Raw genomic sequence first — 21,032 nt, forward strand, 5'->3', positions numbered from 1 at the left:
TTCCCCATTTTGGTTGGTGGTTATGATGGTTTGCGGACCGTCTTGAGATAGCGTCCCATGACGATCAGGATGACGAGCACGTTGACGGCGATCAGCATCGCGCCGAGCGCGTTGATCTTCGGCGTGAGGCCGGTCTTCAGCATGGCGTAGATCTGGATCGGCAGCGGCGTGGAGCCGACGCCGGAGACGAAGGTCGAGACGACGAAATTGTCGAAGGAAATCACCGCGCAGAGCAGGAAGGCGGAGAGAATGGCGGGTGCCAGCAGCGGCAGCGTCACGCGCAGGAAAACCTGCCGCCCGTTCGCGCCGAGATCGGCGGCCGCCTCGTCGAGGCGCGGATCGAGGCCCGAGGCGGCGGCGCGCACGATGAGGAAGCTGAACGGGATCGACACGAGGACATGGCCGGCGATCAGCGTGCCATAGCCGAGCGGAATGCCGGTCCAGACGGTCGCGACGAGCAGGCCGACAGCAAGCACGATTTCCGGCAGCACGAGCGGGGCGATGACCAGCGTCGAGAACAGGTTCTTGCCTGCGAAGGGACGCTTGACCACGGCGAGCGCCGCGCTGGTGCCGACGGCGGTTGCAAGCGCCGCCGAGGCGAATGCGACGATGACGCTGACCTGCAGGCCGGCGCGAAGGCCGCGGTCCCGGAATGCCTCCGCGAACCAGGCGAGCGAAAACCCCTCCCAGATCACCGTCGAGCGGCCGGCATTGAAGGCATAGATCACCAGCACCAGCAGCGGGGCAAAGAGGAAGATGTAGCCGACAAGCGCGGCGACGGGCACGTAGAGCGAAAGAACCTTCCTCATGCCCGCGCCTCCTCGACCGAGCGCAATACGCGCATGTAGCAGACGATGATGACCGAGGAGATGGCGAGCAGCACGACGGAGACGGCGGCGCCGAGCGGGATGTTGCGGAAATCGAGGAAGAGCTGGACGATGAGGTTACCGAGAATGATGCTCTTGCCGCCGCCGAGCAGCACCGGGATGGCATAGACGCCCATGGCCGGCACAAAGACGAAGAGGATCGCCGCCATGACGCCGGGCAGCGAGAGCGGGAAGGTCACCCGCCAGAAGGATTGCAGCGGCGTCGCGCCGAGGTCGTCGGCCGCTTCCAGAAGGCGCCTGTCGAGGCCGTTCAGCGCGGCGTGGATCGGCAGCACCGTCGTCGGCAGGAAGGCGTAGAGCATGCCGACGAGCACGGCCGGATAGGTGCCGATCATGCGGATCGGCTGTTCGATGAAGCCGAGGCCGAGCAGCGCGCTGTTGATCGTGCCGTTGCGGCCGAGCAGCACCATCCAGGCCGACATGCGCACGATGAAGTCGATCCAGAAGGGAATGAGGAGCAGCGCGAGCAGGATACCGGCGTAGCGGCCGGCTCTCAGCGCGATGAAATAGGCGATGGGGTAGCCGACCAGCAGGCAGACGAGCGTGGAGACGGCGGCGAGCTGGAGCGAATTGACGAAGATCGGCAGATAGATCGACTGGAAGAGTTCGCGGTAGCTCGTCAGCGTGAAGCCGAATTTCGCGCCGCCATAGGTATCCTGCTCGGCGAAGGAGAAGGCGATGACGATCAGGATCGGGATGACCAGGAGAAGGATCGCGCTGAGGAGGGACGGGGCGAGAAGCGCCAGCGTCACGAGGTTGCCCCGGCGCGCGGCGGTCATTTGCGTGTCTCCACGCGCGCGTGGCGCGCTGGCTCCACCGGCCGGATGAGGTTCGTCGCGCTGACGGAAAGGTGTGCCTGCATCGCGGCCTCGGCCTTGTCGGGGTCGCGGCTTGCCAGGGCCTCGTGGATGACGACCATGTCCTTCAGGTCCTCGAAGAGCAGCGCCACCGGCATGCGCGAGACATAGAGGCTGCGCACCGAAAGGGCATAGAGGCGGGTCAGCGCCTGCGCGAGATAGGTGTTGCCGGAGGCCTCGGCGATCAGCTTGTGCATCTCCTCGTCGATGCCGAGATGCCATTCGATCTCCATGCGCTTCGCTTCGACGCCGGCGCGTGCCTCCTCGATCAGCACGGCGAGGCGGTCGAGCTGGGCGTCGCTGATGCGCGTCGCCGCGAGGCGCGCGGCCCAGACTTCGGCCTGCAGGCGGAATTCCTGGAGCTGGAAGAAATCGGTGGCTGAGGTGGAGGAGACGAAATAGCCGCGCTGGGGCACCGCGAGCAGCAGGTCCTCCTGCGCCAGCCGCTGCAGGGCTTCGCGCAGCGGCGTGCGGCCGACCGAGAGCCGTTCCATGCATTCCTTCTCGTCGATCGGCGAACCCGGCAAGAGTTCCGCCTTGATGATGGCGGTGCGCAGCCCGTGATAGGCGACGTCGCTGAGGCGCATTTTCTTGGCGGAGAAGGGCTGCAAGGCTTGGTACTCCAAAAATATATTTTTAAGATATCAACTAAATATTTTCTGTCAACGGATCTTCACGCAGAGCGTCGACCGTGAAAAAACGGCAAGCATCGCCCCGGAGAGCTCTCGGGATGGCCGGGATTTCGGGATGGCGTCCATCGGGCGTCGGCTGAGGGCCTGCTCCTTCGGCGTCCAGCAGCCGAGGTGTCGTCGCGTAGGCTCGTTTTCAGTGCCGGCGACGGCTGGGCTTCCGCGCGATCGAGGAGCTATCGACCGGTTGGCGCCGATTGTCCCGGCTCATGTTTGACGTCACAATGGGAGTGGAAAGCGCGGCCGGGGCGTCTGAGTACAGACGGCAGCCCGTTCGTGCTTTCCGTGGAGCCCAACACCGTCGGAGCAGAACGTGGCCACTCTCACCAGGATACGCGAACCCAAGAGCGGCGCAGATCCAAGGCCCGGCCCGTTTTCCTCAAGCCCGCCAACCTTCGAGCACATCATCACGGGCATCGACGAGAGCTTTCTCTGGCGGCTCGATGACTATCCCTGGGAACGCAATGTCTGGAATTTTCATCCGGAGTTCGAGATCCACCTGATCCGCAAGGGGGCGGGCATTGCCTTTGTCGGCGACTATATCGGCGCCTTTTCGGCGACCTATCTCACGGTTATCGGCAGCGACCTGCCGCATGACTGGGTGACGATGACGGCGCCGGGCGAGGTGATCGAAGGGCGGGATATCGTGCTCCAGTTCCACCCCGACCGGATTCGCGAGGCGACGCGGCTGATCCCGGAATTCGCCCAACTGGAGGATTTCTTCTCCCGCGCCCAGCGCGGCCTCGTCTTCCACGGCGAGACGCTGGTCAAAGGCGCCGAGCTCGTCGAGCGCATGGGGACGGAGAAAGGCGTCGCGCGTTTTGCCCTCTTCCTTCAACTGCTCGACCTGCTCGGTGCGTCCAGTGAATACGACATTCTCTCCTCGCCGGAATATTCGCCGAAGCTCGATGCCGAAACGCTCGACGCCCTCCAGCGCGCCCTCGTCTTCATCTACCGCAACTTCGCAACCGATATCCGGCTTGCGGATGTCGCGGACCTTGCCGGCATGAGCGAGAGCGCCTTTTCCCGTTTCTTCAAGAAGAACACCGGAAATACCTTCACCGATCACGTCAACAAGCTGCGCATCTGGCAGGCCTGCAAGCTTCTGGCGGAAAGCGACATGCCGATCACCGACATCTGCTTCGAGGTCGGCTACATGAACATTTCCAATTTCAACCGCACCTTTCTGCGCCAGCACCGCATGACGCCCTCGGCCTATCGGCGGCTGGCTCCCCATCGCCGGTCCATGCGTGACGATCCCGCTGCAAGCCGATGAAACGTTGCGAAAACCATGCAGAATTTTCGCATTGCAGCATAATATTCCGCATTAAAGTATAGAATCGCTGCATCAGGCGCGCTAGTTCCCCCGTCTCCCTTCGCTAGTATCAGCACCAGCGAAGATATTCGCTGACAGATTGGCGCCGGCACGAGGAGGTCGAGCCGCGCCGACCACCGGATCCTTAGGGGAGGTTCATCCATGAAATCCGTGAAGACGCTCGCTTCGAGCATCGCCTATGCATGCCTTCTTGCCGGCTCGGTCTCGTCGATCGCGCTGGCTGCGGAGTGCTCCGGCACGATCCGCGTTCTCGCCCAGCCGCGCGACGGCCTGACGCTTCTGGAAGGACACAAGGACGAGTTCAAGAAACTCTCCGGCGGCGCATCCTTCGAGATCGACTATCTCAACGAGAACGACCGGCGCGCCAAGACCAAGGCCGATGCCTCCACCATCGGCAAATACAACGTGTACTATGTCGACGAAGCGAACGTGGCGCTCTTTGCTTCCTCCGGCTGGGTGGCGCCGCTTTCCGACTATTATCCCGCCGAATACGACTATGCCGACTTCGATCCCGGTCGCCAGAAGGTCGCGACCTATGACGGCAAGGCCTGGTTCGCGCCCGTCACGGGCGGCGGCGACCTGATGGTCTACCGCAAGGACCTCCTGGACGCTGCGGGTATCAAGCCGCCGACGACGCTCGATGAACTGAAGGATGCCGTCCAGAAGCTGCACCAGCCGGACAAGGGCGTTTACGGCATTGCACTGCGCGGCCAGCGCGGTTCGGGCGCCAATGTCTGGCGCTGGATGCCCTACTTCAAGGGCTTTGGCGGGGAATGGTTCGACGGCAATACGCCCGTCTTCAACGGCGAGGCGGCCGTCAAGGCGACGGAGACCTATCTCGATCTCTTCAAATATTCCGCGCCCGGCACGCAGACCGGTAGCTGGGATGAATCGACGGGCGCATTCCTCTCCGGCCAGGTCGCCATCCTGATCGAATCGACGCCGCTCGCCGGCCTCGCGATCGATCCGAAGACCTCGCAGGTCGTCGGCAAGGTCGGTTACCTGCCGCCCCCGACGCCGTTGACGGGCGGCGGCTACGGCCATGGCCTTGCCATCGGCACCAAGGCCAATCCGGACGAGGCATCCAAGGCCTGCGCCGGCCTTTTCATCGCCTGGGCGACGTCGAAGGAGAATGAGCAGCGGCGCCTTGAAGCCAATCAGTTCGGTGAGCTGAATCGCACCAGCATCATGGCGAGCGATGCTTTCGCCAAGCTCTATGGTCCGGACCTCGGTCAGGCGCTTGCCGACACCGGCAAGGTCACGGCGGTCAATTTCTGGCAGAGCGCGCTCTGGCCGGATCTCGGCGACCGCTGGGGCATCATCCTGGAGGAACTGATCACCGGCTCGCGCTCCGACATCAAGGAAGGCCTTGCCGAACTCGAAGGCTTCGCCAAGGACCTCGTCGCCCGCAGCCAGTAAACCTTTGAGCCGCGCGGCCGCTTTCGCCTTCCGAGACGGCGGCCGCGCGATCCCGGGGAAACATCCATGAAACCAAGAACCAGCCTGCCGGCCGTCTTCCTGGCGCCGCCGCTCGTCATCCTGGCGGTGCTCGCCTTCGTGCCGACCGCCTATGCCATCTACATTTCCTTCCGCAACCGCGAGCTCAGCCGCCCCGACGGCAGCTTCGTCGGCCTGGCCAACTATATCGACCTCTTCTCCGACCGCCGCTTCATCAATGCGGTGGGCGTGTCGCTGACATGGGAGGTCATAACGGTCACCTTGACGCTCCTCGTTGCGATCGTGCTCGGCATCCTGCTCTTCGAATTCGCCTCGATGCGCCAGCGGGCGGTGCTGACGCTGGTCTTCCTGGTGCCGGTCATCCTGCCGCGCGTGTCGGCCGCCTTCGTCTGGAAATTCGCCTTCCATCCGCTCTACGGGATCATCACCTATCCCTACAAGATGATCACCGGCCAGCCGCTCGACGTGCTGTCGAGTCCCGCCACGGCGCTGATGACGGTCGCGCTGGTCGATGTCTGGCAATGGGGCCTGTTCTTCGCGGTCATCGTGCTCAAACTACTTGAAACCCTGCCGCCACAGCCCTTCGAGGCCGCACGGCTCGACCATGCGCGCCGCTGGGAGATCTACGCCTATGTCGCCCTGCCCATGCTGAAGGCCCCGCTGATCTCGCTCACCTTCATCAAGATGATCGAGTCCCTGCGCGCTTTCGACCTCATCTATGTCATGACCCGCGGGGGGCCGGGCATCGCGACGGAAACGCTCGACATGTACGCCTTCTCGCAGGGCTTCATCGAGTCGGGCCGCATCTCCTACGCTTCCAGCATGGCGGTCCTGATGATGCTGGCGACGACCGTGATCTTCACGGTGATCTGGAAGAGGGTGAAGCCATGAATGTCTCCCGTTTCCTCGGCAAGTCCATTCTCTATCTTGCGGCCTTTTCCGCGGTCTTCCCCATGGTCTGGACGGCGATCAATGCCTTCAAGAACCGGGTGGATATCGTCACCCCCACGCCGCTCTTCCTCTTCACGCCGACGCTCGACAACTTCGCCTATGTGCTGGGACGGGAGAGCGTTGCGGCGGGTCTTGTCAATTCGCTGCTCGCTGCCGGCGGATCGGTGCTGATCGGCGCGCTGCTCGGCCTGCCGGCGGCCTATGCGATCGCGCGCTACCCGAACCGCTGGTCCGCCGACATCCAGTTCTTCGTGCTGTCGCTGCGCTTCCTGCCGCCGGTCGCGGTCGCGATCCCGCTCATGGTGATCTGGCTCGACCTCGGTTTCTACGACACGCGGTTTTCGTTGATCGTCACCTATACCTTGTTGACGCTCGCGACCATCATCTGGCTCGGCGTGCCGGCCTTCGCCCGTGTTCCGAAGGAGGTCGAGGAAGCGGCGCGTGTCGATGGCTACGGCCCCTATGCGGTCTTCCTGCGCGTCGCCCTTCCGATCGCCTCGCGCTCGCTCATCGGCGCCGTCGCCTTTGCCTTCGTGCTGGTCTGGAACGAGTTCCTGATCGCGCTGATGCTGACGACCTCGGACGCCAAGACGTTGCCGATCGTCGCCTCGGAACTCACCCAGCTCGGCCGTGACGTGCCCTGGGGCATCCTCAATGCCTCGGTCGTGCTGCTCTCCATTCCGCCGCTCCTGCTTATCGGGATCCTCAGCGGCCTCCTCAACAATGCGTTCCGGCGCAAGAGCAATTGATGACAGGACATTCTCCCATGCAAGCCTTGGTTCTCGAAGAGAAGGGCGTGCTTGCCCTTCGCGACATCGATCTCCCGCTTTCCGTCGGGCCTGAGGATGTGAAGATCGCCATCCATACGGTCGGCGTCTGCGGCAGCGACGTGCATTACTATACCCATGGCGCGATCGGTGCCTATGTGGTGCGCGCGCCCATGGTGCTGGGCCATGAGGCCGCGGGTACCATCGTCGCGGTCGGTGAGAATGTCCGCTCCCTCTCGGTCGGCGATCGGGTCTGCATGGAGCCCGGCATTCCCGACCTTTCCTCCCGCGCGTCCAAGCTCGGCCTCTACAATGTCGATCCGGCCGTGCGCTTCTGGGCGACGCCGCCGGTGCATGGGGTTCTTGCCCCCTATGTCGTACACCCCGCCGCCTTCACCTATCGCCTGCCGGACAATGTCTCCTTCCCGGAAGGCGCGATGGTCGAGCCGTTTGCCATCGGCATGCAGGCGGCCGCCCGCGCCCGCATCGTGCCGGGCGACGTCGCGGCGGTCATCGGCGCCGGCCCCATCGGCATCATGGTGGCGCTTGCAGCGCTCGCCGGCGGGTGCAGCCGGGTCCTCATCTCGGATTTTTCCGCCGAGAAGCTGGCGATCGCGGCCGCCTATCCGGGCATCGAGCCGGTCAATGTCGGCGAAGCTGTCTTTGCTGGAGCCATAGCCGCGGCAACAGGGGGATGGGGCGCCGACGTCGTCTTCGAGGCGAGCGGCAGCGCCAGGGCCTTCGAGGGGCTCTTCGATCTCGTGCGGCCGGGCGGCGCCGTCGTGCTGGTCGGCCTGCCGGTCGATGCGGTGCGTTTCGACGTCCCGGGTGCCATCTCCAAGGAGGTGCGCGTCGAAACGGTCTTCCGCTACGCCAATGTCTTCGACCGCGCCCTTGAACTCATAGCGTCCGGCAAGGTCGACCTGAAGCCCTTGATCACGGGCACCTATGCCTTTGGTGAAAGCGTCGCGGCCTTCGAACGGGCGGCCGAAGCGCGGCCGACCGACGTGAAGCTGCAAATCCGCGTGCAGGGGGAGAACTGAGCATGGCAAACATCGTCTGCAGCCGTGTCGACAAGGCCTACGGCGCCGTCAACGTCATCCGGGACTTCAATCTGGAGATCGAGGACCACGAATTCGTCGTCTTCCTCGGTCCCTCCGGTTGCGGGAAATCGACGCTGCTGCGCATGATCGCGGGGCTGGAGGAAATCTCCGGCGGCGCGGTCTCCATTGCCGGCCGCACCGTCAACGATCTCGAACCGCGCGACCGCGGCGTTGCGATGGTCTTCCAGAACTACGCGCTCTATCCGCACATGACGATCTACGACAACATCGCCTTCGGCCTGAAACGCATGAAGGTCGACAGGGCCGAGATCGACAGCCGCATAAAGGCCGTCGCCGGCACGCTCGGGCTGGAGCCCTATCTCGGCCGCAAGCCGACGGAGCTCTCCGGCGGCCAGCAGCAGCGCGTGGCGATCGCCCGCGCCATGATCAAGACGCCGCGCGTCTTCCTCTTCGACGAACCGCTCTCCAACCTCGATGCCAAGCTGCGCAACCATATGCGCGTGGAAATCGCCCGGCTGCACCAGAAGCTGAAGACCACGACGATCTATGTCACGCACGACCAGCTCGAAGCGATGACGTTGGCCGACCGTATCGTGCTCATGAAGGGTGGCGCGATCGAGCAGGTCGGCACGCCCGCGGAGATCTACGAGCGTCCCCGCACGCTCTTCGTTGCCGGCTTCATCGGCACGCCGAACATGAACTTCCTCGACGTCACGGCGCGTTCCGACGGCCAGGCCTGGCTGCTCGAAGGCGATGGCGTGCGCTTCAGGGCCGACCGCGGGCGCTTCGAGATCAAGGAGGGGCAGGCCCTCACCCTCGGCGTGAGGCCATCGTCGCTTTTGGCCGCTTCTCTCGAAGGCAACAGGGAGAACACCCTCGCCGGCATCGCCGATCTCGTCGAATTCCACGGCGACAGTGCCCTCGTTTCCTTCCGTGTGGGCGGCAAGGAGATCGGCGCCCTCGTTCCCGCAGGCAGCCGGCCGACGACCGGCGCTCCCGTGGCCTTTTCCGTCGGTGGCGAAAGCCTGCACGTCTTCGATCGCGTGACGGGCCTTTCGATGTTACGGGAGGAATCGTAAAGTCCGCTGGCGATTCATCCTGGTGAAAGAGGTTCCTGCATGACCGAGGCGACTGATGCGATCCTGGCGCTGTGCAAGGCGCTGTCGCCGACCAGGACAGCGGTTGTCCATCCGGTCAAGCCGAACGTGCTCGAAGCCGTCGACGAGGCGGTGCGCGAAAAGCTCATCGTACCGGTTCTGATCGGGCCGAGGGTGAAAATCGAGGAGGCGGCCGCTGCCGCCTCGGTCGATATTTCCGGCTGGGAGCTGGTGGACGTGGAGCACAGCCATGCCGCTGCGGCGAAGGCCGCGGAGCTGGCGGCCGGCCATCAGGTCGACGCGATCATGAAGGGATCGCTCCATACCGACGAACTGCTCGCAGCCGTCGTGCGACAGGATGCGGGGCTGAGGACGGAGCGCAGGATCAGCCATGCCTATCTCATGAGCATCGCGAGCTACCCCAAGCCTTTCATCATCACCGATGCTGCGGTGAACATCCTTCCCGACCTGCCGGCCAAGGCCGACATCGTGCAGAATGCCGCCGATCTCTGGCGCGTGGTCTTCGGGAAAGGGGTGCTTCCCAAAGTGGCTGTCCTTGCCGCCGTGGAAACGGTCAACCCGAAGATGCAGGCGACGCTTGATGCCGCCGCGCTCTGCAAGATGGCGGATCGCGGCCAGATCACGGATTGCGTCATCGACGGGCCGCTGGCCTTCGACAACGCGATCAGCGCGGAGGCGGCCATTGAGAAGGGTATCGTCTCCGAGGTTGCCGGTCAGGCGGATATCCTTGTCGTTCCCGATATCGAGGCCGGCAACATGCTGGCCAAGCAATTGACCTTTCTTGGCGGTGCGGAGGCGGCCGGCATCGTGCTCGGGGCCCGCGTGCCCGTTATCCTGACAAGCCGGGCGGACAACGAGCGGGCGCGGCTGTTGTCCTGCGCGCTCGCGGCGCTTCTTGCCGAGGCGCGCGATAAGGGGCAGATCAAGTGAACCACGTCCTCCGGGAGGCGGGTGTTGCAAGGCCCGCGTTTCTGCCGCCATTCAAGGCACTGGTGATTCCGGCCGATGAGGAGATGACGATGGCGATCCATGCACGCGCGCTCTTGGAGGAAGGGCGATGAAGGGTCTGATTGTCGGCCTCGCGAATGACCAGTCGCTGGCCTGGGGCTGCGCCGTGGCGCTCAAGGCGCTCGGCGCTGACATTGCCGTCACCTACCAGAACGACAAGGCCAGGCCGCATGTGGAGCCCCTTGCGGACGAACTCGGGGCGCCGATCTTCCTGCCGCTCGACATATGCCGGCCGGAACAGATGGACGATGTTTTCAAGGCCATCGAGGCACGCTGGGGCCGGCTCGATTTCCTGCTGCATTCGATAGCCTTCGCGCCAAAGGCGGACCTGCAGGGGCGTGTCGTCGACAGCTCGCCGGAAGGTTTTTCGATCGCCATGGACATTTCCTGCCATTCGCTCATCCGGCTTGCCCGGCGCGCGGAGCCGCTGATGCCCGATGGCGGCGCCATCCTCACCATGAGTTTCTACGGGTCCGAGAAGGTGGTTCCCGGCTATGGCATCATGGGGCCGGTCAAGGCGGCCCTCGAATCCACGGTTCGCTATCTGGCGGTGGAGTTGGGCGGCAAGGCCATCCGTGTGAATGCCCTCTCCACAGGGCCGGTGAAGACCCGCGCCGCTTCGGGGCTCTCGCATTTCGACGACCTGCTGGTGAGGGCCGCGGACGAAACGCCGCTCAAACAACTGGTGACCATCGAACAGGTCGGCGAGGCGGCATCGTTCCTGCTGTCGGACAAGGCCCGTTTCGTCACCGGGCAGACGATCTATGTCGATGCCGGCTACAATATCCGAGGCAAGAGATGAAACTATCCCTGCCGCTCCGGCAGGTCGACGAGCAGGCCGTCGAGAGTGTCCGTCAGCTTGATCTGGCAGGAAAGGCGCGAGCGGGCGGGGTCCGGGTCGTGGGCGAAGTCGAGCATGTCCTGTTCCAGCGCCGAGATGGCCGGCAGTCGGTCCACCCATTCGGGTGCGACATAGACATGGCAGGTGGAACAGGAGCAGGCCCCGCCGCATTCGGCGAGGATGCCGCGCACGTCGTCGTCGCGGGCCGCCTCCATCAGCGTCATGCCGGCAGCGGCCTCCACGACATGGCGGCTTCCGTCATGTTCCACAAAGGTGATCTGCACCATCGTCGTCTTTCCTTTTTCGTGCGCACTTCCGGGGACAGAACCGCTTGGCGGTCTGCTGGAACTCTTCAGGGCAGGAGCGCCGTCGCCTCGACCTCGACCAGGAATTCCGGCCGGGTGAAGCCGGAAACGATCATGAGGGTGGAGGCAGGCTTGACCGGAAGGTCGGCGACGAGGCGGTCGCGCACGGCCATGTAGTCGGCCATGTGCGCGCGCTCCGTCACGAAGGCGTTGAAGCGCAGGACATGGGAAAAGTCTGCGCCGGCTTCGGCAAGGATGGCGCGGATATTGGCGAAGCATAGTTCCGCCTGGGCGGTGACGCCCTCGGGGATCGTGCCGTCGCCGGCAAGGGCGAGCTGGCCGGAGGTGACGAGAAGCCTTTCCGAAGCAACGCCGTGGGAATAGCGGCCGAAGGGTGCGGGCAGGATGGCGGGTTGCAGCGTCTTCATGGCTGTCACGCCTCCTTGCCGGAAAGCCCGCAGCGGCGCAGGAAGAGCTCGGTTGCTTCGGCGATGATGCGGTCCGCGTCGAGCGCCTCGCTTCCCGGCCTGTCCATCAGCACGCGGGCTTGCGCCTCGTATTCGGCATAGTGCTGGGTCACCGCCCAGATGTTCATCTGGAAGAGCAGCGGATCGACGGGGGCGATCTTGCCGCTGTCGATCCATTGCTGGATCACGGCGTTCGCCTCCTCGACCGCGGCCTTGAGCGCCGCCCAGTGGGGCGTCATCTCCGGTGCACCACGGGCGATCTCATTGGCGAAGAAGCGCGAGAGATCGGGAAATTCCAGCGTGTGGCGCACCTTGCGCTTGATATACTGGGTAATCGCCAGCGCCGGATCGTCGCGCGAGGCGGAAAGGAAGAAGATGTCCTTGTAGGCCCCGACGATGTCGCTGAGGACCTGCTGGTACAGTTCCTCCTTGGAGGAGATGTAATAGTGCAACTGGGCCTTGGTGATCCCGGCCGTGAGCGCGATCGTCTGGGTGGAGGTGCCCGACAAACCGTTGCGTGCGAACTCCTGGATGGCCGCGTTGCGGATGGCGGCGTGGATTTCCTGCCGCTTTTTCTGAAGTGTGCTCATGGCGATCCTGGCCTTCCTGGCGATGCGTCGGGAGCGGACCGGCACGGTCGGCGCCGGCCCGCGGTTTCGGTTACTTGCCCGTCAGCCTGGTCTTGATGTCGAGACCCTTGCCCTTGTTGACGAAGCGCGTGTCGGCGACCTTCGAGAGATCGACGGCGCCAGCCTCGATGATCTTGCTTTCGACGGCAAGGTCATGGAAGGCCTTGATGCGCTCGGGGCTCATCGCGCCGATGCCCTTCTCCACCGCCTCGCCGGAATCGATGATCTCAAGCTTGTCGAACTGCGCCATCTCGGCGTCGAGCTTTTCGACCGTCATTTCCGGGTTGGCGGCGATGATCGCCGCATAGGCGGCTGCGCGGTCGCCGTAGAGGTAGTTGTTCCAGCCCTCGATCGAGGCGTCGAGGAAGCGCTGCACGAGGTCGGGATTGTTCTCGACCAGCTCGCTGCGGGTCTCGATGATCGAACCGTAGGTGCTCCAGCCCTGGTCGGCGAGCAGGAACACGTCGACGTCGGCGCCTTCCTTCGCCGCGTAGAGCGGCTCGGCGGTGCCATAGGCCTGCTGCACCATCGACTTGTCGCTCAGGAACTGCGCGAGGTTGAAGCCGTAGGGACGCAACTGCTCGTCCTTGAAGCTGAGGCGGGTGACCATCCACTGCCAGAAGCTGAACTGGCCGTCCTTGGAAACGAGGATGGAGGGGGCCTTGGTGAGCGCCGCGAAATCGGCATATTCGCCCTTGTGCGCCATGAAGGCCTGCGGGTCCTTCTGGAAGATCGCCGCGACGACGGTGGTGGGAATGCCGTTGCGCACGTTGTCGAAGGCGAGCAGCAGGTTGCCGCCCATCAGGAAGTCGAGCCGGCCGGCCGGCAGCATCGGCCGTGTGTTGACCTGCGGGCCGCCCATCTTGATCTCGACGTCGAGGCCGTATTTGGCATAGGTGCCGTCCACCACGGCCTGGTAGAAGCCGCCATGGCCGCCCTGCGCCAGCCAGTTGGTGCCGAAGACGACCTTGTCGGCCGCCCAGGAGGAGCCGGCGGCGAGCAGCAGGCCCACGGCGGCGAAAAGACTTGTCATGCGTTTCATGCGCGTTTTCCCCTTTGGTTGTCTCAGGTATCGGTGCGGGCCATGCCGTCGGTCCAGCCCCGGGTCTTGCCGGGGTTCATCAGGCCGTACGGATCGGCGCGTTTCTTGAATTCGATCTGCGTCTGGTCGATCTGCTTCATGCCGCCGTCCTCGATGGTCACGACATGAGGGTCGAAGATCGTGCAGCCGTCCGTCTCTTCCAGCTCGGCGATGAGCCGGTACATGGCCTCCTCGCCGCGATAGCGCACCAGCGGCAGGGCGAAGATCTGCACCTCGCCATCCATGCGCGCCATTTCGTGGTGCCAGTAGATCTCCTCGCCGTAGCGGGCCATCTGGCGGAGCACGAGGTCTGGATCGAAGGGCCGCGGATAGGCGACCTGCAGGTAGGTCCAGCTCTTGTCCACCTTGAGGGCCTGCAGCGTTGTGTGGTTCCAGCCGCATTCATAGGCCGGTTGCAGGCCGGCGGCGCGGATCTCCGGCTTGCGCATGGCGAAGGAGATGCGCCCGCCATGCGCCTCGGCCTCGGCGGTAAAGCGCGCCATCTCCCCGGGCGCAACCATGGCGAAGACGGCGTCCCGGTCGGCCGGGAAGAGATCGCCGAGCTTGTTGTAGAAGGGCGCGAAGCGGCGCTCGACGGTGGTCAGCAGATAGCAGTCGAGGCCCTTCTCCTGGGCGGAGGAGGCGAAGCGCAGCGCCGCGTCGTAGCCGTCGAAGAGCGCGGCGGTGTGGATCCAGTCCGTCGCGCGGGTGAGGCCGACGCCGAGCTCTACCACGATGCCGTTGGTGCCGTAGGCGTGCTGCACCTTCTGCACGTCCTCGCCGAAAAGCTCGATGACCTGCGGCTCCGGCTCGACGGTGACGACCTTGGCATAGGTGAGGTTGCCGGGGTCGCGCAGCATGCCGTGGCGCAGCGAGCCGATGCCGCCCGAGCCGCCGGCGACAAAGCCGCCGATGGTCGCCATCTGGCGGGTCGAGGGATACATCATCAGTTCCTGCCCGGTCTCGTGCGCGGCGTCGTCGAGCCGCGAGATGCGGGCGCCCGCCTCCACGCGCACATGGCCGTCGGTGATCTCGATCACCTTGTCGAGGCGGGTGAGGTCCATGACGATGCCGCCCTCCAGCGGCACACACTGGCCGTAATTGCCGGTGCCGCCGCCGCGCAGCGTGAGGGGAACCTTGTGGCGGGCGACGACGGAGGCGACATGCATGACCTCCTCGACGGTCTGCGGCACGACGACCAGCTCGCCGAGCTTGTCCTTGAGCTGCTCGTTGAGGATCGGGCTGTACCAGAAATAATCGCGCGAGCGCGCGGCGATGTAGTTCTCGTCGTCATGGGCGCGGATCCCATTCAGCGCCGCCTTGATCGACGTCCAGTCGCGGTGTCCGGTCATGTCTGTTCTCCTTGATGGTCTGTCAGGATGCGGCCATTGCGCCAGACAGTGCGGTCGGCACGCGGTCGGCTCAGGGCATCGATAAGGTCCTCGGCGTCGAGCCGGATGAAATCGGCGGGGCCGCCCTCGGCAAGCGCAAGGCTGCGGCCCATCCAGCGGGCGGGCGTCTCGCTCACCGCGTCCAGCCAGTCTTCGGGTTGGAGGTGGCCGAGCAGGGTCGCGCCGCGGAAGGCGTCGAAGAGGTCGTAGTCGCCGAAGGGGAAGAAGGCGTCGCGCACGTTGTCGGAGCCGATCATTACCTTCAGCCCGGCGGCGCGTGCCTCGTGCAGGGGCGCAAGGCCGCGCAGGCGCGGCGTGCGGCCGGCCTTCGCATCCTGCAGGTAGGCGTTGCAGCCGGGCAGCACCGTCAGCCCGACGTCCGCTGCGCCCGCCCGGGCGAGAAGAGCCGCGACCTCGGCGGGATCGCGCACCGAAAGCGCGCAGCCATGCCCGCACAGCACCCGGCCGGCAAGGCCGCGCCGTTCGGTCTCCGCCACGATGGCGTCGATGCCGCGCGCCTCGACCTCCAGCCCCTCGTCGACATGGAAATCGAGGAGGAGGCCGTGCTTTTCCGCGAGGTCGAAGACCTGCGCAAGCCGGGCTTCGAGGTCGTCGTTGCGATAGATGAAGGCCCCGAGCACCCCGCCGGCCGCCTTGACCTCGCGGGCGATGGTCTCGCCAATCTCGGCGAAGAGGTCGAGCGGGGTCAGCGAGGCGAATTCGAGGTGGATGCGGGCCCGCCACTCATCCGCAAGGTCGCGCAGCACGGTCCAGGCCGCCGGCGGCGACGCGCCGTACCAGTCGACATGGCTGCGCATCAGCGCCGTGCCGTGGCGATAGGCGCGGTCGAGGGCTCGGCTCGCCCGCTGTCGGAGATCGGTATGATCCCAGAGCGCGGCGTCGGCCTGCATCATCTCGATGGCGTGGAAAAGCGAGGTGGCGCGGGCCGGCATGCGGGGCGCGGTGAAGGTCTTGTCGAGATGGGTGTGGATGTCGGCCATCAGCGGCAGGACGAGGCCGCCGCCCCGGCTGGACGAGGGGGCGATGGCCGCGATGCGGCCGCCGCTGACGGCGATGTCCCAGTGCCCCTCCCGGCCGGCGAGGCTGACGCCCGCAAGGCGCTGGCCGCCGGCGCCGGCATCGGCGGGGCTGGTGATCTCGATGGTCCGCATGGGGTTCACGTCTCGCGCTTGATTTCGCTTTCGTGCCAGTGGCCGAGCACGAGATGCGACAGCCAGGACGTGACGAGGAAGATCCCGACGCCCAGCACCGAGACGAGGAACAGCGCGGCGAACATGCGCGGGATCTCGTTGCGGAAGCTCGATTCGAGGATGCGCGAGGCAAGGCCGGTGTTCTGCCCCGCCGTGCCCGCGACGAACTCGGCGACGACCGCGCCGATCAGCGAAAGGCCGCCCGCGATCTTCAGCGCCGCCATGAAATAGGGCAGCGCCGAGGGGATCAGGAGATGGCGCAGGCGCTGCCAGGGCGTCGCCTGGTAGAGCCGGAACATGTCGCGCAGGTTATGGTCGGCGCTGCGCAGGCCGATCGCCGTGTTCGACAGGATCGGGAAGAAGGCGACGATCCAGGCGCAGATGAGCAGCGCGAAGAAGGTGTTGCTGACATAGATGAGGATCAGCGGCGCAATGGCGATGATCGGCGTCACCTGCAGGATGACGGCGAAGGGGAAGAGGCACATTTCCACCGTGCGCGACAGGGCGAAGAGCATGCCGAGCAGCACGCCGCCGATGATGGCGAGGCCAAGCGAGAGCAGCGTCAGCTTGACCGTGAAGGCTGCGCTCTGCATCAGCGACGACCAGTCCTGCACCAGCGTTTTCGCGATCAGGCTCGGCGCGGGGATGAGGTAATGCGGCACCTCGTTGTACCAGACGAGGAATTCCCAGAGGCCGAGGACCGCGAGGATCGAGACGATGGGCATGATGACGCGCAGGCGCCGCTCGCGGCGTTCGAGAAGGATGCGCGGATCGAGGATTTCGCTTTCGGCAACGGCGGGATCAATGGTTGAGATCGACATGGTCCATGGTCCCTTCGAGTGCGTTGCTGACGAGACGACAGTTGTCGGTGTATTCCGACGTCATGCGGTAAGCGCTCGTGCGCGTGTCGGCGCCGGGCAGCGCGATATCGTGCACCACGCGGCCGGGGCGCGCGGCCATGACCACGACGCGGCTGGAGAGATAGACGGACTCGAAGACCGAGTGGGTGACGAAGATCACCGTCAGCCCGTGCGAGCGCCAGAGGCCCAGCACTTCGTCGTTGAGCTTGGAGCGCGTCATCTCGTCGAGCGCCGCGAAGGGCTCGTCCATCAAAAGCAGCTTCGGCTTCGTCACCATGGCGCGGGCGATGGAGGCGCGCATCTTCATGCCGCCCGAAAGCTCGCGCGGATAGGAGCGGGCGAAATTGGCAAGGCCCACCATGGAAAGGGCCTCTTCCACGCGGGCCTTCGCCTCGCCCTTGCCGAGCCCCTGCAATTTCAGCGGCAGGAAGACGTTCTCGAATACCGTCGCCCAGGGCATCAGCGTCGCTTCCTGGAAGACATAGCCGATATCGCTGCCATGGGGGCTTTCGCCGGCCGGATGGCCGTTGACGGTGATCGAACCCGACGAGAAGGACAGAAGGCCGGAGATCATCTTCAGCGCCGTGCTCTTGCCGCAGCCGGAGGGGCCGAGGAAGGAGACGAACTCGCCGTTGCGGATTTGTAGCGACATGCCGCGCAACGCCACGGTGCCGTTGGCGAAGCGCTTGGAGACGTCCTTCATGTCGATGAGGACGGGGGCGCCGGTGAGGCCGGCGGCCTTGGGGAGGGGGCTTGCCGCGTTCATGCTACCACTCCGGTTTTCTGTCCAGCCAGTCGGCCGGCAGGCTGTCGATTTCCGCCATGGCTTCGACGAGGCGCGCGACGGCGTGGTCGAGGGTCGCCTCGCCCTTCGCGGCGGTGGCGAGATGCGCCTCGCCGCAGGCTCCGGCGACGCTGAAATCCTGCGTCTTCCAGCCGGGCTTCGCGCCGCGGCCGAGGCCGAGATGGCGGAAGTTTTCGACAAGATCCTGGCCGCGCGAGCGGAAGTCGCGGGCGGCGGTCATGTCCACATTGTCGGGATCGAGCGCCAGCAGGACGGAGGTTTCCATGTCGCCGGCGTGGATGCCGTGGGTGCGCTCGACATCGGAATAGATGCCCTCCGGCATGCCGAAGCCGAACCAGTTGACCGAGAAGGTCAGCATGTCGTGCGCGATGCGCAACTGGCGGGTGACGACGTCCATGATCGGGATGTTGCCGCCATGGCCGTTGAGGAGAACGAACTTGCGCACGCCCGAGCGCGCCACGCTGGCGCCGATCTCGGTGAGCACACGGATCAGCGTTTCGGCCGAAAGGGTGAGCGTGCCGGGATAGTCGATGTGCTCGTCGCTCTTGCAGACGGCCTGCGTGGGCAGGAAGAGCACCGGGCTGTCCTCCGGCAGGGCTTTTGCGAGACGGCGCGACACCCCGTCGACCGTACAGCTGTCGACGGACATGGGCAGGTGCGGCCCGTGCTGCTCGATGGCCCCGATGGGAAGGACGGCGATGATGCGCCCGCGATCGAGCGCGGTGAAATCGCGGCTGGAATAGTCGGCCCAGAAACGCTTCATCGAAAAGCCTCCGTGCCGTCAGAGACACCCGTTGCTGACAGAAACTCCATCTTGCTTCTCCTCTTCCTCCGGGTTTAGATAAACAAACTCATAGCAAATGGTCAAACTATTTGGTATGTTCTTTCCAAGTGTTACGATAAGCTTTTGATTATCATCATGTTTATTCGTGGTTCCAGCTATCGGGAGGATGGCCGGAATGACGTCTGGGAGGACTCATGAGACGACCGCGCCTGTTGATCACACGCCCTATGCCGGCGCCCGTGCATGAGCGTGCGGGCACGCTCTTCGACCTGACGATCCGCAAGGACACGGGCCCCACGACAATGGCGGAACTCTCCGCCGCCCTCCTCGATCATGACGCGATCCTGCCCTCGCTCGGCGACGTCTTTTCCCCGGCGGTGTTTGCGGGCGTGGTATCGTCGCGCTGCCGCATCCTTGCCAATTTCGGGGCCGGGGTCAGCCATATCGACCTTGCGGCCGCCGCAGGCGCCGGCATCGCCGTGACCAACACGCCGGGGGCCGTCACCGGCCCGACCGCCGATCTCGCCATGCTGCTTCTGCTGATGAGCGCGCGCCGTGCGGGCGAGGGCGAGCGGCTCGTGCGATCGGGGGAGTGGAAGGGCTGGCACCCGGTGCAGCTTCTCGGCCAGGACGTTTCCGGCAGCACGGTCGGTATCGTCGGCATGGGGCGCATCGGGCAGGAGGTCGCCCGGCGCGCCGCCGCCGGTTTCGGCATGCGGGTGTTGTTCCACAACCGCTCACCGAAGACGGTGCCCGGCGTGGAGGCGATGCAGGTGCCGCTGGATGAATTGCTGCGGCGCGCCGACTTCGTCGTGCTGACCGTGCCGGGCGGCAACGAGACGCGCCACCTGATCGACGAGCGCGCCTTCATGCTGATGCGGCCTGAGGCGCATCTCGTCAATGTCTCGCGCGGTGAAGTGGTGGACGAGGCGGCGCTGATCCGGGCGCTGGACAATCGCCGGATCGCCGGGGCGGCGCTCGATGTCTACGAATTCGAGCCCGCCGTGCCGGCCGCCCTGCGCGAACGCGACGACGTCGTGCTGCTGCCCCATCTCGGCTCGGCGACGCATGCGGCACGCGCGGCGATGGGCATGACGGCGCTCGACAATCTGGAAGCCTTTTTCCGCGGCGATACGCCGGAAAACCGGGTCGCGTGAACACGAGGTAGGGGAGGACGACATGAACCATATTGCGATCCTGGGGGCCGGGCAGGCCGGCTCGTCACTGGCGGCCAAGCTGCGGGGCCTCGGTTTTGGCGGGCGCATCACCCTCATCGGCGAGGAGGGCACGCTGCCCTACCAGCGCCCGCCGCTCTCCAAGAAGTACCTGATGGGGGAAATGACGCTGGAGCAACTGCACCTGCGGCCCGAACGCTTCTACGCGGACAACGACATTGCCCTGCTGCTCGGTGAAAAGGTCGCCGCCATCGATCGTGCCGCGCGGCAGGTCCGTCTCGGCAACGACGTGGTGGCCTATGACCAACTGGCGCTGACGACGGGAGCGACGCCGCGTGCGCTGCCGGCCGCGCTCGGGGGCGGCCTGCAGGGCGTCTATGTGGTGCGCAACCTGGCCGATGTCGATCGCATGGCCCCGGAATTCCGCGAAGGGCGGCGGGTGCTGGTCGTCGGCGGCGGTTATATCGGGCTGGAGGCGGCGGCGGTGGCGGCCAGGCTCGGCCTGAAGGTAACGCTGATCGAGGCGGCCGAACGCATTCTCCAGCGCGTCGCCGCACCGCAGACCTCGGACTATTTTCGGAACCTCCATGCCGGCAACGGCGTCGAAATCCTCGAAGGGACGGGCCTTGCCGGGCTGGAGCGCAGGGAGGCGATCTCGGCGGCGCTTTCGGACGGCTCGCGCCGCGAAGTGGATTTCGTCATCGTCGGCATCGGTGTGGCGGCCAATGACGGGCTGGCGGCGGCGGCGGGTCTTGCCTGCGACGGCGGCATTCTCGTCGATGCGCATGGCAGGACCGGCGATCCGGCCATCTGGGCGGCCGGCGATTGCGCGCGCCTGCCCTATCGCGGCGAGATGATCCGGCTGGAAAGCGTGCAGAACGCCATCGACCAGGCCGAGGCGGTCGCCGCCAACATGCTGGGCGCGGCGGCGGATTACGTGCCGAAGCCGTGGTTCTGGTCCGATCAGTATGATGTGAAGCTGCAGATCGCCGGCCTGAACATGGCATTCGACCAGGTGGTGGTGCGGCCGGGGGCGAACGAGAGGGCGCGCTCGCACTGGTATTTCCGCCAAGGCGCGCTGCTCGCCGTCGATGCCATGAACGAGCCGCGCAGCTACATGGTGGGCAAACGTCTGATCGAGGCAGGGCGCTCACCCTTGCCGGGCCAGGTGGCCGACGCGGGCTTCGATCTGAAAAGCCTGATATGACAGGCTCCGAGGCGCGTTTTTCCGCCGGCATCGCGCCTGTGCCCGGCGGAGGTCCATCCGGATGCCTTCCGCGCTTCCGCTGATGTTTTCCTTGAAACCCGGTGGCTCAATCGATATCCGACGCCGGTGATCGGAAACACA

The 21,032-nt window shown here is 65.3% G+C and carries 22 protein-coding genes; 10 read left to right on the forward strand and 12 right to left on the reverse strand.

The features are described from left to right. Positions 1-20 precede the first annotated feature (20 nt). The 3 genes from EV665_RS23045 to EV665_RS23055 are packed head-to-tail and all read right to left on the reverse strand — an operon-like array spanning position 21 to position 2,355. Positions 21-809, reverse strand: a complete 789-nt coding sequence (locus EV665_RS23045; RefSeq protein WP_133035859.1) for an ABC transporter permease — start codon at positions 807-809, stop codon at positions 21-23. Further along, positions 806-1,666: an ABC transporter permease gene (locus EV665_RS23050; protein ID WP_133035860.1), complete on the reverse strand. Its 861-nt coding sequence runs from the start codon at positions 1,664-1,666 to the stop codon at positions 806-808. The genes EV665_RS23045 and EV665_RS23050 overlap by 4 nt, the downstream gene beginning before the upstream one ends. Beyond that, a complete protein-coding gene (locus EV665_RS23055) occupies positions 1,663-2,355 on the reverse strand; it encodes a GntR family transcriptional regulator (RefSeq protein ID WP_133035861.1) in 693 nt (230 codons plus the stop codon). Before EV665_RS23055 ends, EV665_RS23050 begins: the two co-directional genes overlap by 4 nt. 391 nt (positions 2,356-2,746) lie before the next feature. Here EV665_RS23055 and EV665_RS23060 point away from each other — a divergent pair, with 391 nt between their 5' ends. The 8 genes from EV665_RS23060 to fabI all read left to right on the forward strand — a co-directional run bounded on the left by EV665_RS23060 (position 2,747) and on the right by fabI (position 10,937). Beyond that, positions 2,747-3,709, forward strand: a complete 963-nt coding sequence (locus tag EV665_RS23060) for an AraC family transcriptional regulator (RefSeq protein ID WP_380687572.1) — start codon at positions 2,747-2,749, stop codon at positions 3,707-3,709. Positions 3,710-3,910: 201 nt separating this feature from the next. Further along, positions 3,911-5,188, forward strand: coding sequence for an ABC transporter substrate-binding protein (locus tag EV665_RS23065; protein ID WP_133035862.1), 1,278 nt, complete (start codon positions 3,911-3,913; stop codon positions 5,186-5,188). A 66-nt stretch (positions 5,189-5,254) separates the two neighbouring features. After that, positions 5,255-6,118: a carbohydrate ABC transporter permease gene (locus EV665_RS23070; RefSeq protein ID WP_133035863.1), complete on the forward strand. Its 864-nt coding sequence runs from the start codon at positions 5,255-5,257 to the stop codon at positions 6,116-6,118. Continuing rightward, the gene (locus EV665_RS23075; protein ID WP_133035864.1) at positions 6,115-6,927 is read left to right on the forward strand and encodes a carbohydrate ABC transporter permease; all 813 of its coding nucleotides are present in this window, start codon (positions 6,115-6,117) and stop codon (positions 6,925-6,927) included. The genes EV665_RS23070 and EV665_RS23075 overlap by 4 nt, the downstream gene beginning before the upstream one ends. A 17-nt stretch (positions 6,928-6,944) precedes the next feature. After that, complete coding sequence (locus tag EV665_RS23080) at positions 6,945-7,988, forward strand: NAD(P)-dependent alcohol dehydrogenase (RefSeq protein WP_133035865.1); 1,044 nt, start codon at positions 6,945-6,947, stop codon at positions 7,986-7,988. Positions 7,989-7,990: 2 nt separating this feature from the next. Further along, on the forward strand, positions 7,991-9,088 hold the full coding sequence (locus EV665_RS23085) for an ABC transporter ATP-binding protein (protein ID WP_133035866.1): 1,098 nt from the start codon (positions 7,991-7,993) through the stop codon (positions 9,086-9,088). Positions 9,089-9,127: 39 nt separating this feature from the next. After that, positions 9,128-10,057, forward strand: a complete 930-nt coding sequence (locus tag EV665_RS23090; protein WP_133035867.1) for a bifunctional enoyl-CoA hydratase/phosphate acetyltransferase — start codon at positions 9,128-9,130, stop codon at positions 10,055-10,057. 127 nt (positions 10,058-10,184) lie between these two features. After that, positions 10,185-10,937 (forward strand): enoyl-ACP reductase FabI, encoded by a 753-nt coding sequence (gene fabI, locus EV665_RS23095; protein WP_133035868.1) that lies wholly within the window; start codon positions 10,185-10,187, stop codon positions 10,935-10,937. Between the two features lie 2 nt (positions 10,938-10,939). Here fabI and EV665_RS23100 read toward each other — a convergent pair whose 3' ends face one another. From EV665_RS23100 to EV665_RS23140, 9 genes are all read right to left on the reverse strand, one after another. Then, a complete protein-coding gene (locus tag EV665_RS23100) occupies positions 10,940-11,263 on the reverse strand; it encodes a 2Fe-2S iron-sulfur cluster-binding protein (RefSeq protein WP_064331496.1) in 324 nt (107 codons plus the stop codon). 65 nt (positions 11,264-11,328) lie between these two features. Beyond that, positions 11,329-11,709 carry a RidA family protein gene (locus tag EV665_RS23105; protein ID WP_133035869.1) on the reverse strand — a complete coding sequence of 127 codons (381 nt, stop codon included), beginning with the start codon at positions 11,707-11,709 and terminating at the stop codon, positions 11,329-11,331. A 5-nt stretch (positions 11,710-11,714) separates the two neighbouring features. Further along, positions 11,715-12,338, reverse strand: coding sequence for a TetR family transcriptional regulator C-terminal domain-containing protein (locus EV665_RS23110; RefSeq protein WP_133035870.1), 624 nt, complete (start codon positions 12,336-12,338; stop codon positions 11,715-11,717). 70 nt (positions 12,339-12,408) lie between these two features. Continuing rightward, the gene (locus tag EV665_RS23115; RefSeq protein ID WP_133035871.1) at positions 12,409-13,419 is read right to left on the reverse strand and encodes an ABC transporter substrate-binding protein; all 1,011 of its coding nucleotides are present in this window, start codon (positions 13,417-13,419) and stop codon (positions 12,409-12,411) included. Between the two features lie 23 nt (positions 13,420-13,442). Continuing rightward, positions 13,443-14,810 carry an FAD-binding oxidoreductase gene (locus EV665_RS23120; RefSeq protein ID WP_064331492.1) on the reverse strand — a complete coding sequence of 456 codons (1,368 nt, stop codon included), beginning with the start codon at positions 14,808-14,810 and terminating at the stop codon, positions 13,443-13,445. Further along, the gene (locus tag EV665_RS23125; protein WP_133035872.1) at positions 14,807-16,021 is read right to left on the reverse strand and encodes an amidohydrolase family protein; all 1,215 of its coding nucleotides are present in this window, start codon (positions 16,019-16,021) and stop codon (positions 14,807-14,809) included. The genes EV665_RS23120 and EV665_RS23125 overlap by 4 nt, the downstream gene beginning before the upstream one ends. A gap of 5 nt (positions 16,022-16,026) precedes the next feature. Beyond that, positions 16,027-16,881, reverse strand: coding sequence for an ABC transporter permease (locus EV665_RS23130; protein ID WP_133035873.1), 855 nt, complete (start codon positions 16,879-16,881; stop codon positions 16,027-16,029). Next, complete coding sequence (locus EV665_RS23135) at positions 16,862-17,686, reverse strand: ABC transporter ATP-binding protein (protein ID WP_064331489.1); 825 nt, start codon at positions 17,684-17,686, stop codon at positions 16,862-16,864. The genes EV665_RS23130 and EV665_RS23135 overlap by 20 nt, the downstream gene beginning before the upstream one ends. 1 nt (position 17,687) lies before the next feature. Beyond that, a complete protein-coding gene (locus tag EV665_RS23140; protein WP_133035874.1) occupies positions 17,688-18,488 on the reverse strand; it encodes a creatininase family protein in 801 nt (266 codons plus the stop codon). Positions 18,489-18,703: 215 nt separating this feature from the next. On the opposite strand from EV665_RS23140, the gene EV665_RS23145 reads away from it, so the two are divergent. Further along, positions 18,704-19,666, forward strand: a complete 963-nt coding sequence (locus tag EV665_RS23145; RefSeq protein WP_210234666.1) for a 2-hydroxyacid dehydrogenase — start codon at positions 18,704-18,706, stop codon at positions 19,664-19,666. Positions 19,667-19,688: 22 nt separating this feature from the next. Beyond that, positions 19,689-20,891, forward strand: coding sequence for an NAD(P)/FAD-dependent oxidoreductase (locus EV665_RS23150; protein ID WP_133035875.1), 1,203 nt, complete (start codon positions 19,689-19,691; stop codon positions 20,889-20,891). Positions 20,892-21,032: the final 141 nt, after the last annotated feature.

The sequence above is a fragment of the Shinella granuli genome (assembly GCF_004341885.1).
Taxonomy (GTDB): domain Bacteria; phylum Pseudomonadota; class Alphaproteobacteria; order Rhizobiales; family Rhizobiaceae; genus Shinella; species Shinella granuli.

Bases quoted from the DNA above. Each gene is read 5' to 3' on its own strand.
- EV665_RS23045 (WP_133035859.1), bottom strand. From the start codon at position 809: ATGAGGAAGGTTCTTTCGCTCTACGTGCCCGTCGCCGCGCTTGTCGGC.
- EV665_RS23050 (WP_133035860.1), bottom strand. From the start codon at position 1,666: ATGACCGCCGCGCGCCGGGGCAACCTCGTGACGCTGGCGCTTCTCGCC.
- EV665_RS23065 (WP_133035862.1), top strand. From the start codon at position 3,911: ATGAAATCCGTGAAGACGCTCGCTTCGAGCATCGCCTATGCATGCCTT.
- EV665_RS23070 (WP_133035863.1), top strand. From the start codon at position 5,255: ATGAAACCAAGAACCAGCCTGCCGGCCGTCTTCCTGGCGCCGCCGCTC.
- EV665_RS23075 (WP_133035864.1), top strand. From the start codon at position 6,115: ATGAATGTCTCCCGTTTCCTCGGCAAGTCCATTCTCTATCTTGCGGCC.
- EV665_RS23080 (WP_133035865.1), top strand. From the start codon at position 6,945: ATGCAAGCCTTGGTTCTCGAAGAGAAGGGCGTGCTTGCCCTTCGCGAC.
- EV665_RS23085 (WP_133035866.1), top strand. From the start codon at position 7,991: ATGGCAAACATCGTCTGCAGCCGTGTCGACAAGGCCTACGGCGCCGTC.
- EV665_RS23090 (WP_133035867.1), top strand. From the start codon at position 9,128: ATGACCGAGGCGACTGATGCGATCCTGGCGCTGTGCAAGGCGCTGTCG.
- fabI (WP_133035868.1), top strand. From the start codon at position 10,185: ATGAAGGGTCTGATTGTCGGCCTCGCGAATGACCAGTCGCTGGCCTGG.
- EV665_RS23100 (WP_064331496.1), bottom strand. From the start codon at position 11,263: ATGGTGCAGATCACCTTTGTGGAACATGACGGAAGCCGCCATGTCGTG.
- EV665_RS23105 (WP_133035869.1), bottom strand. From the start codon at position 11,709: ATGAAGACGCTGCAACCCGCCATCCTGCCCGCACCCTTCGGCCGCTAT.
- EV665_RS23110 (WP_133035870.1), bottom strand. From the start codon at position 12,338: ATGAGCACACTTCAGAAAAAGCGGCAGGAAATCCACGCCGCCATCCGC.
- EV665_RS23115 (WP_133035871.1), bottom strand. From the start codon at position 13,419: ATGAAACGCATGACAAGTCTTTTCGCCGCCGTGGGCCTGCTGCTCGCC.
- EV665_RS23120 (WP_064331492.1), bottom strand. From the start codon at position 14,810: ATGACCGGACACCGCGACTGGACGTCGATCAAGGCGGCGCTGAATGGG.
- EV665_RS23125 (WP_133035872.1), bottom strand. From the start codon at position 16,021: ATGCGGACCATCGAGATCACCAGCCCCGCCGATGCCGGCGCCGGCGGC.
- EV665_RS23130 (WP_133035873.1), bottom strand. From the start codon at position 16,881: ATGTCGATCTCAACCATTGATCCCGCCGTTGCCGAAAGCGAAATCCTC.
- EV665_RS23135 (WP_064331489.1), bottom strand. From the start codon at position 17,686: ATGAACGCGGCAAGCCCCCTCCCCAAGGCCGCCGGCCTCACCGGCGCC.
- EV665_RS23140 (WP_133035874.1), bottom strand. From the start codon at position 18,488: ATGAAGCGTTTCTGGGCCGACTATTCCAGCCGCGATTTCACCGCGCTC.
- EV665_RS23145 (WP_210234666.1), top strand. From the start codon at position 18,704: ATGAGACGACCGCGCCTGTTGATCACACGCCCTATGCCGGCGCCCGTG.
- EV665_RS23150 (WP_133035875.1), top strand. From the start codon at position 19,689: ATGAACCATATTGCGATCCTGGGGGCCGGGCAGGCCGGCTCGTCACTG.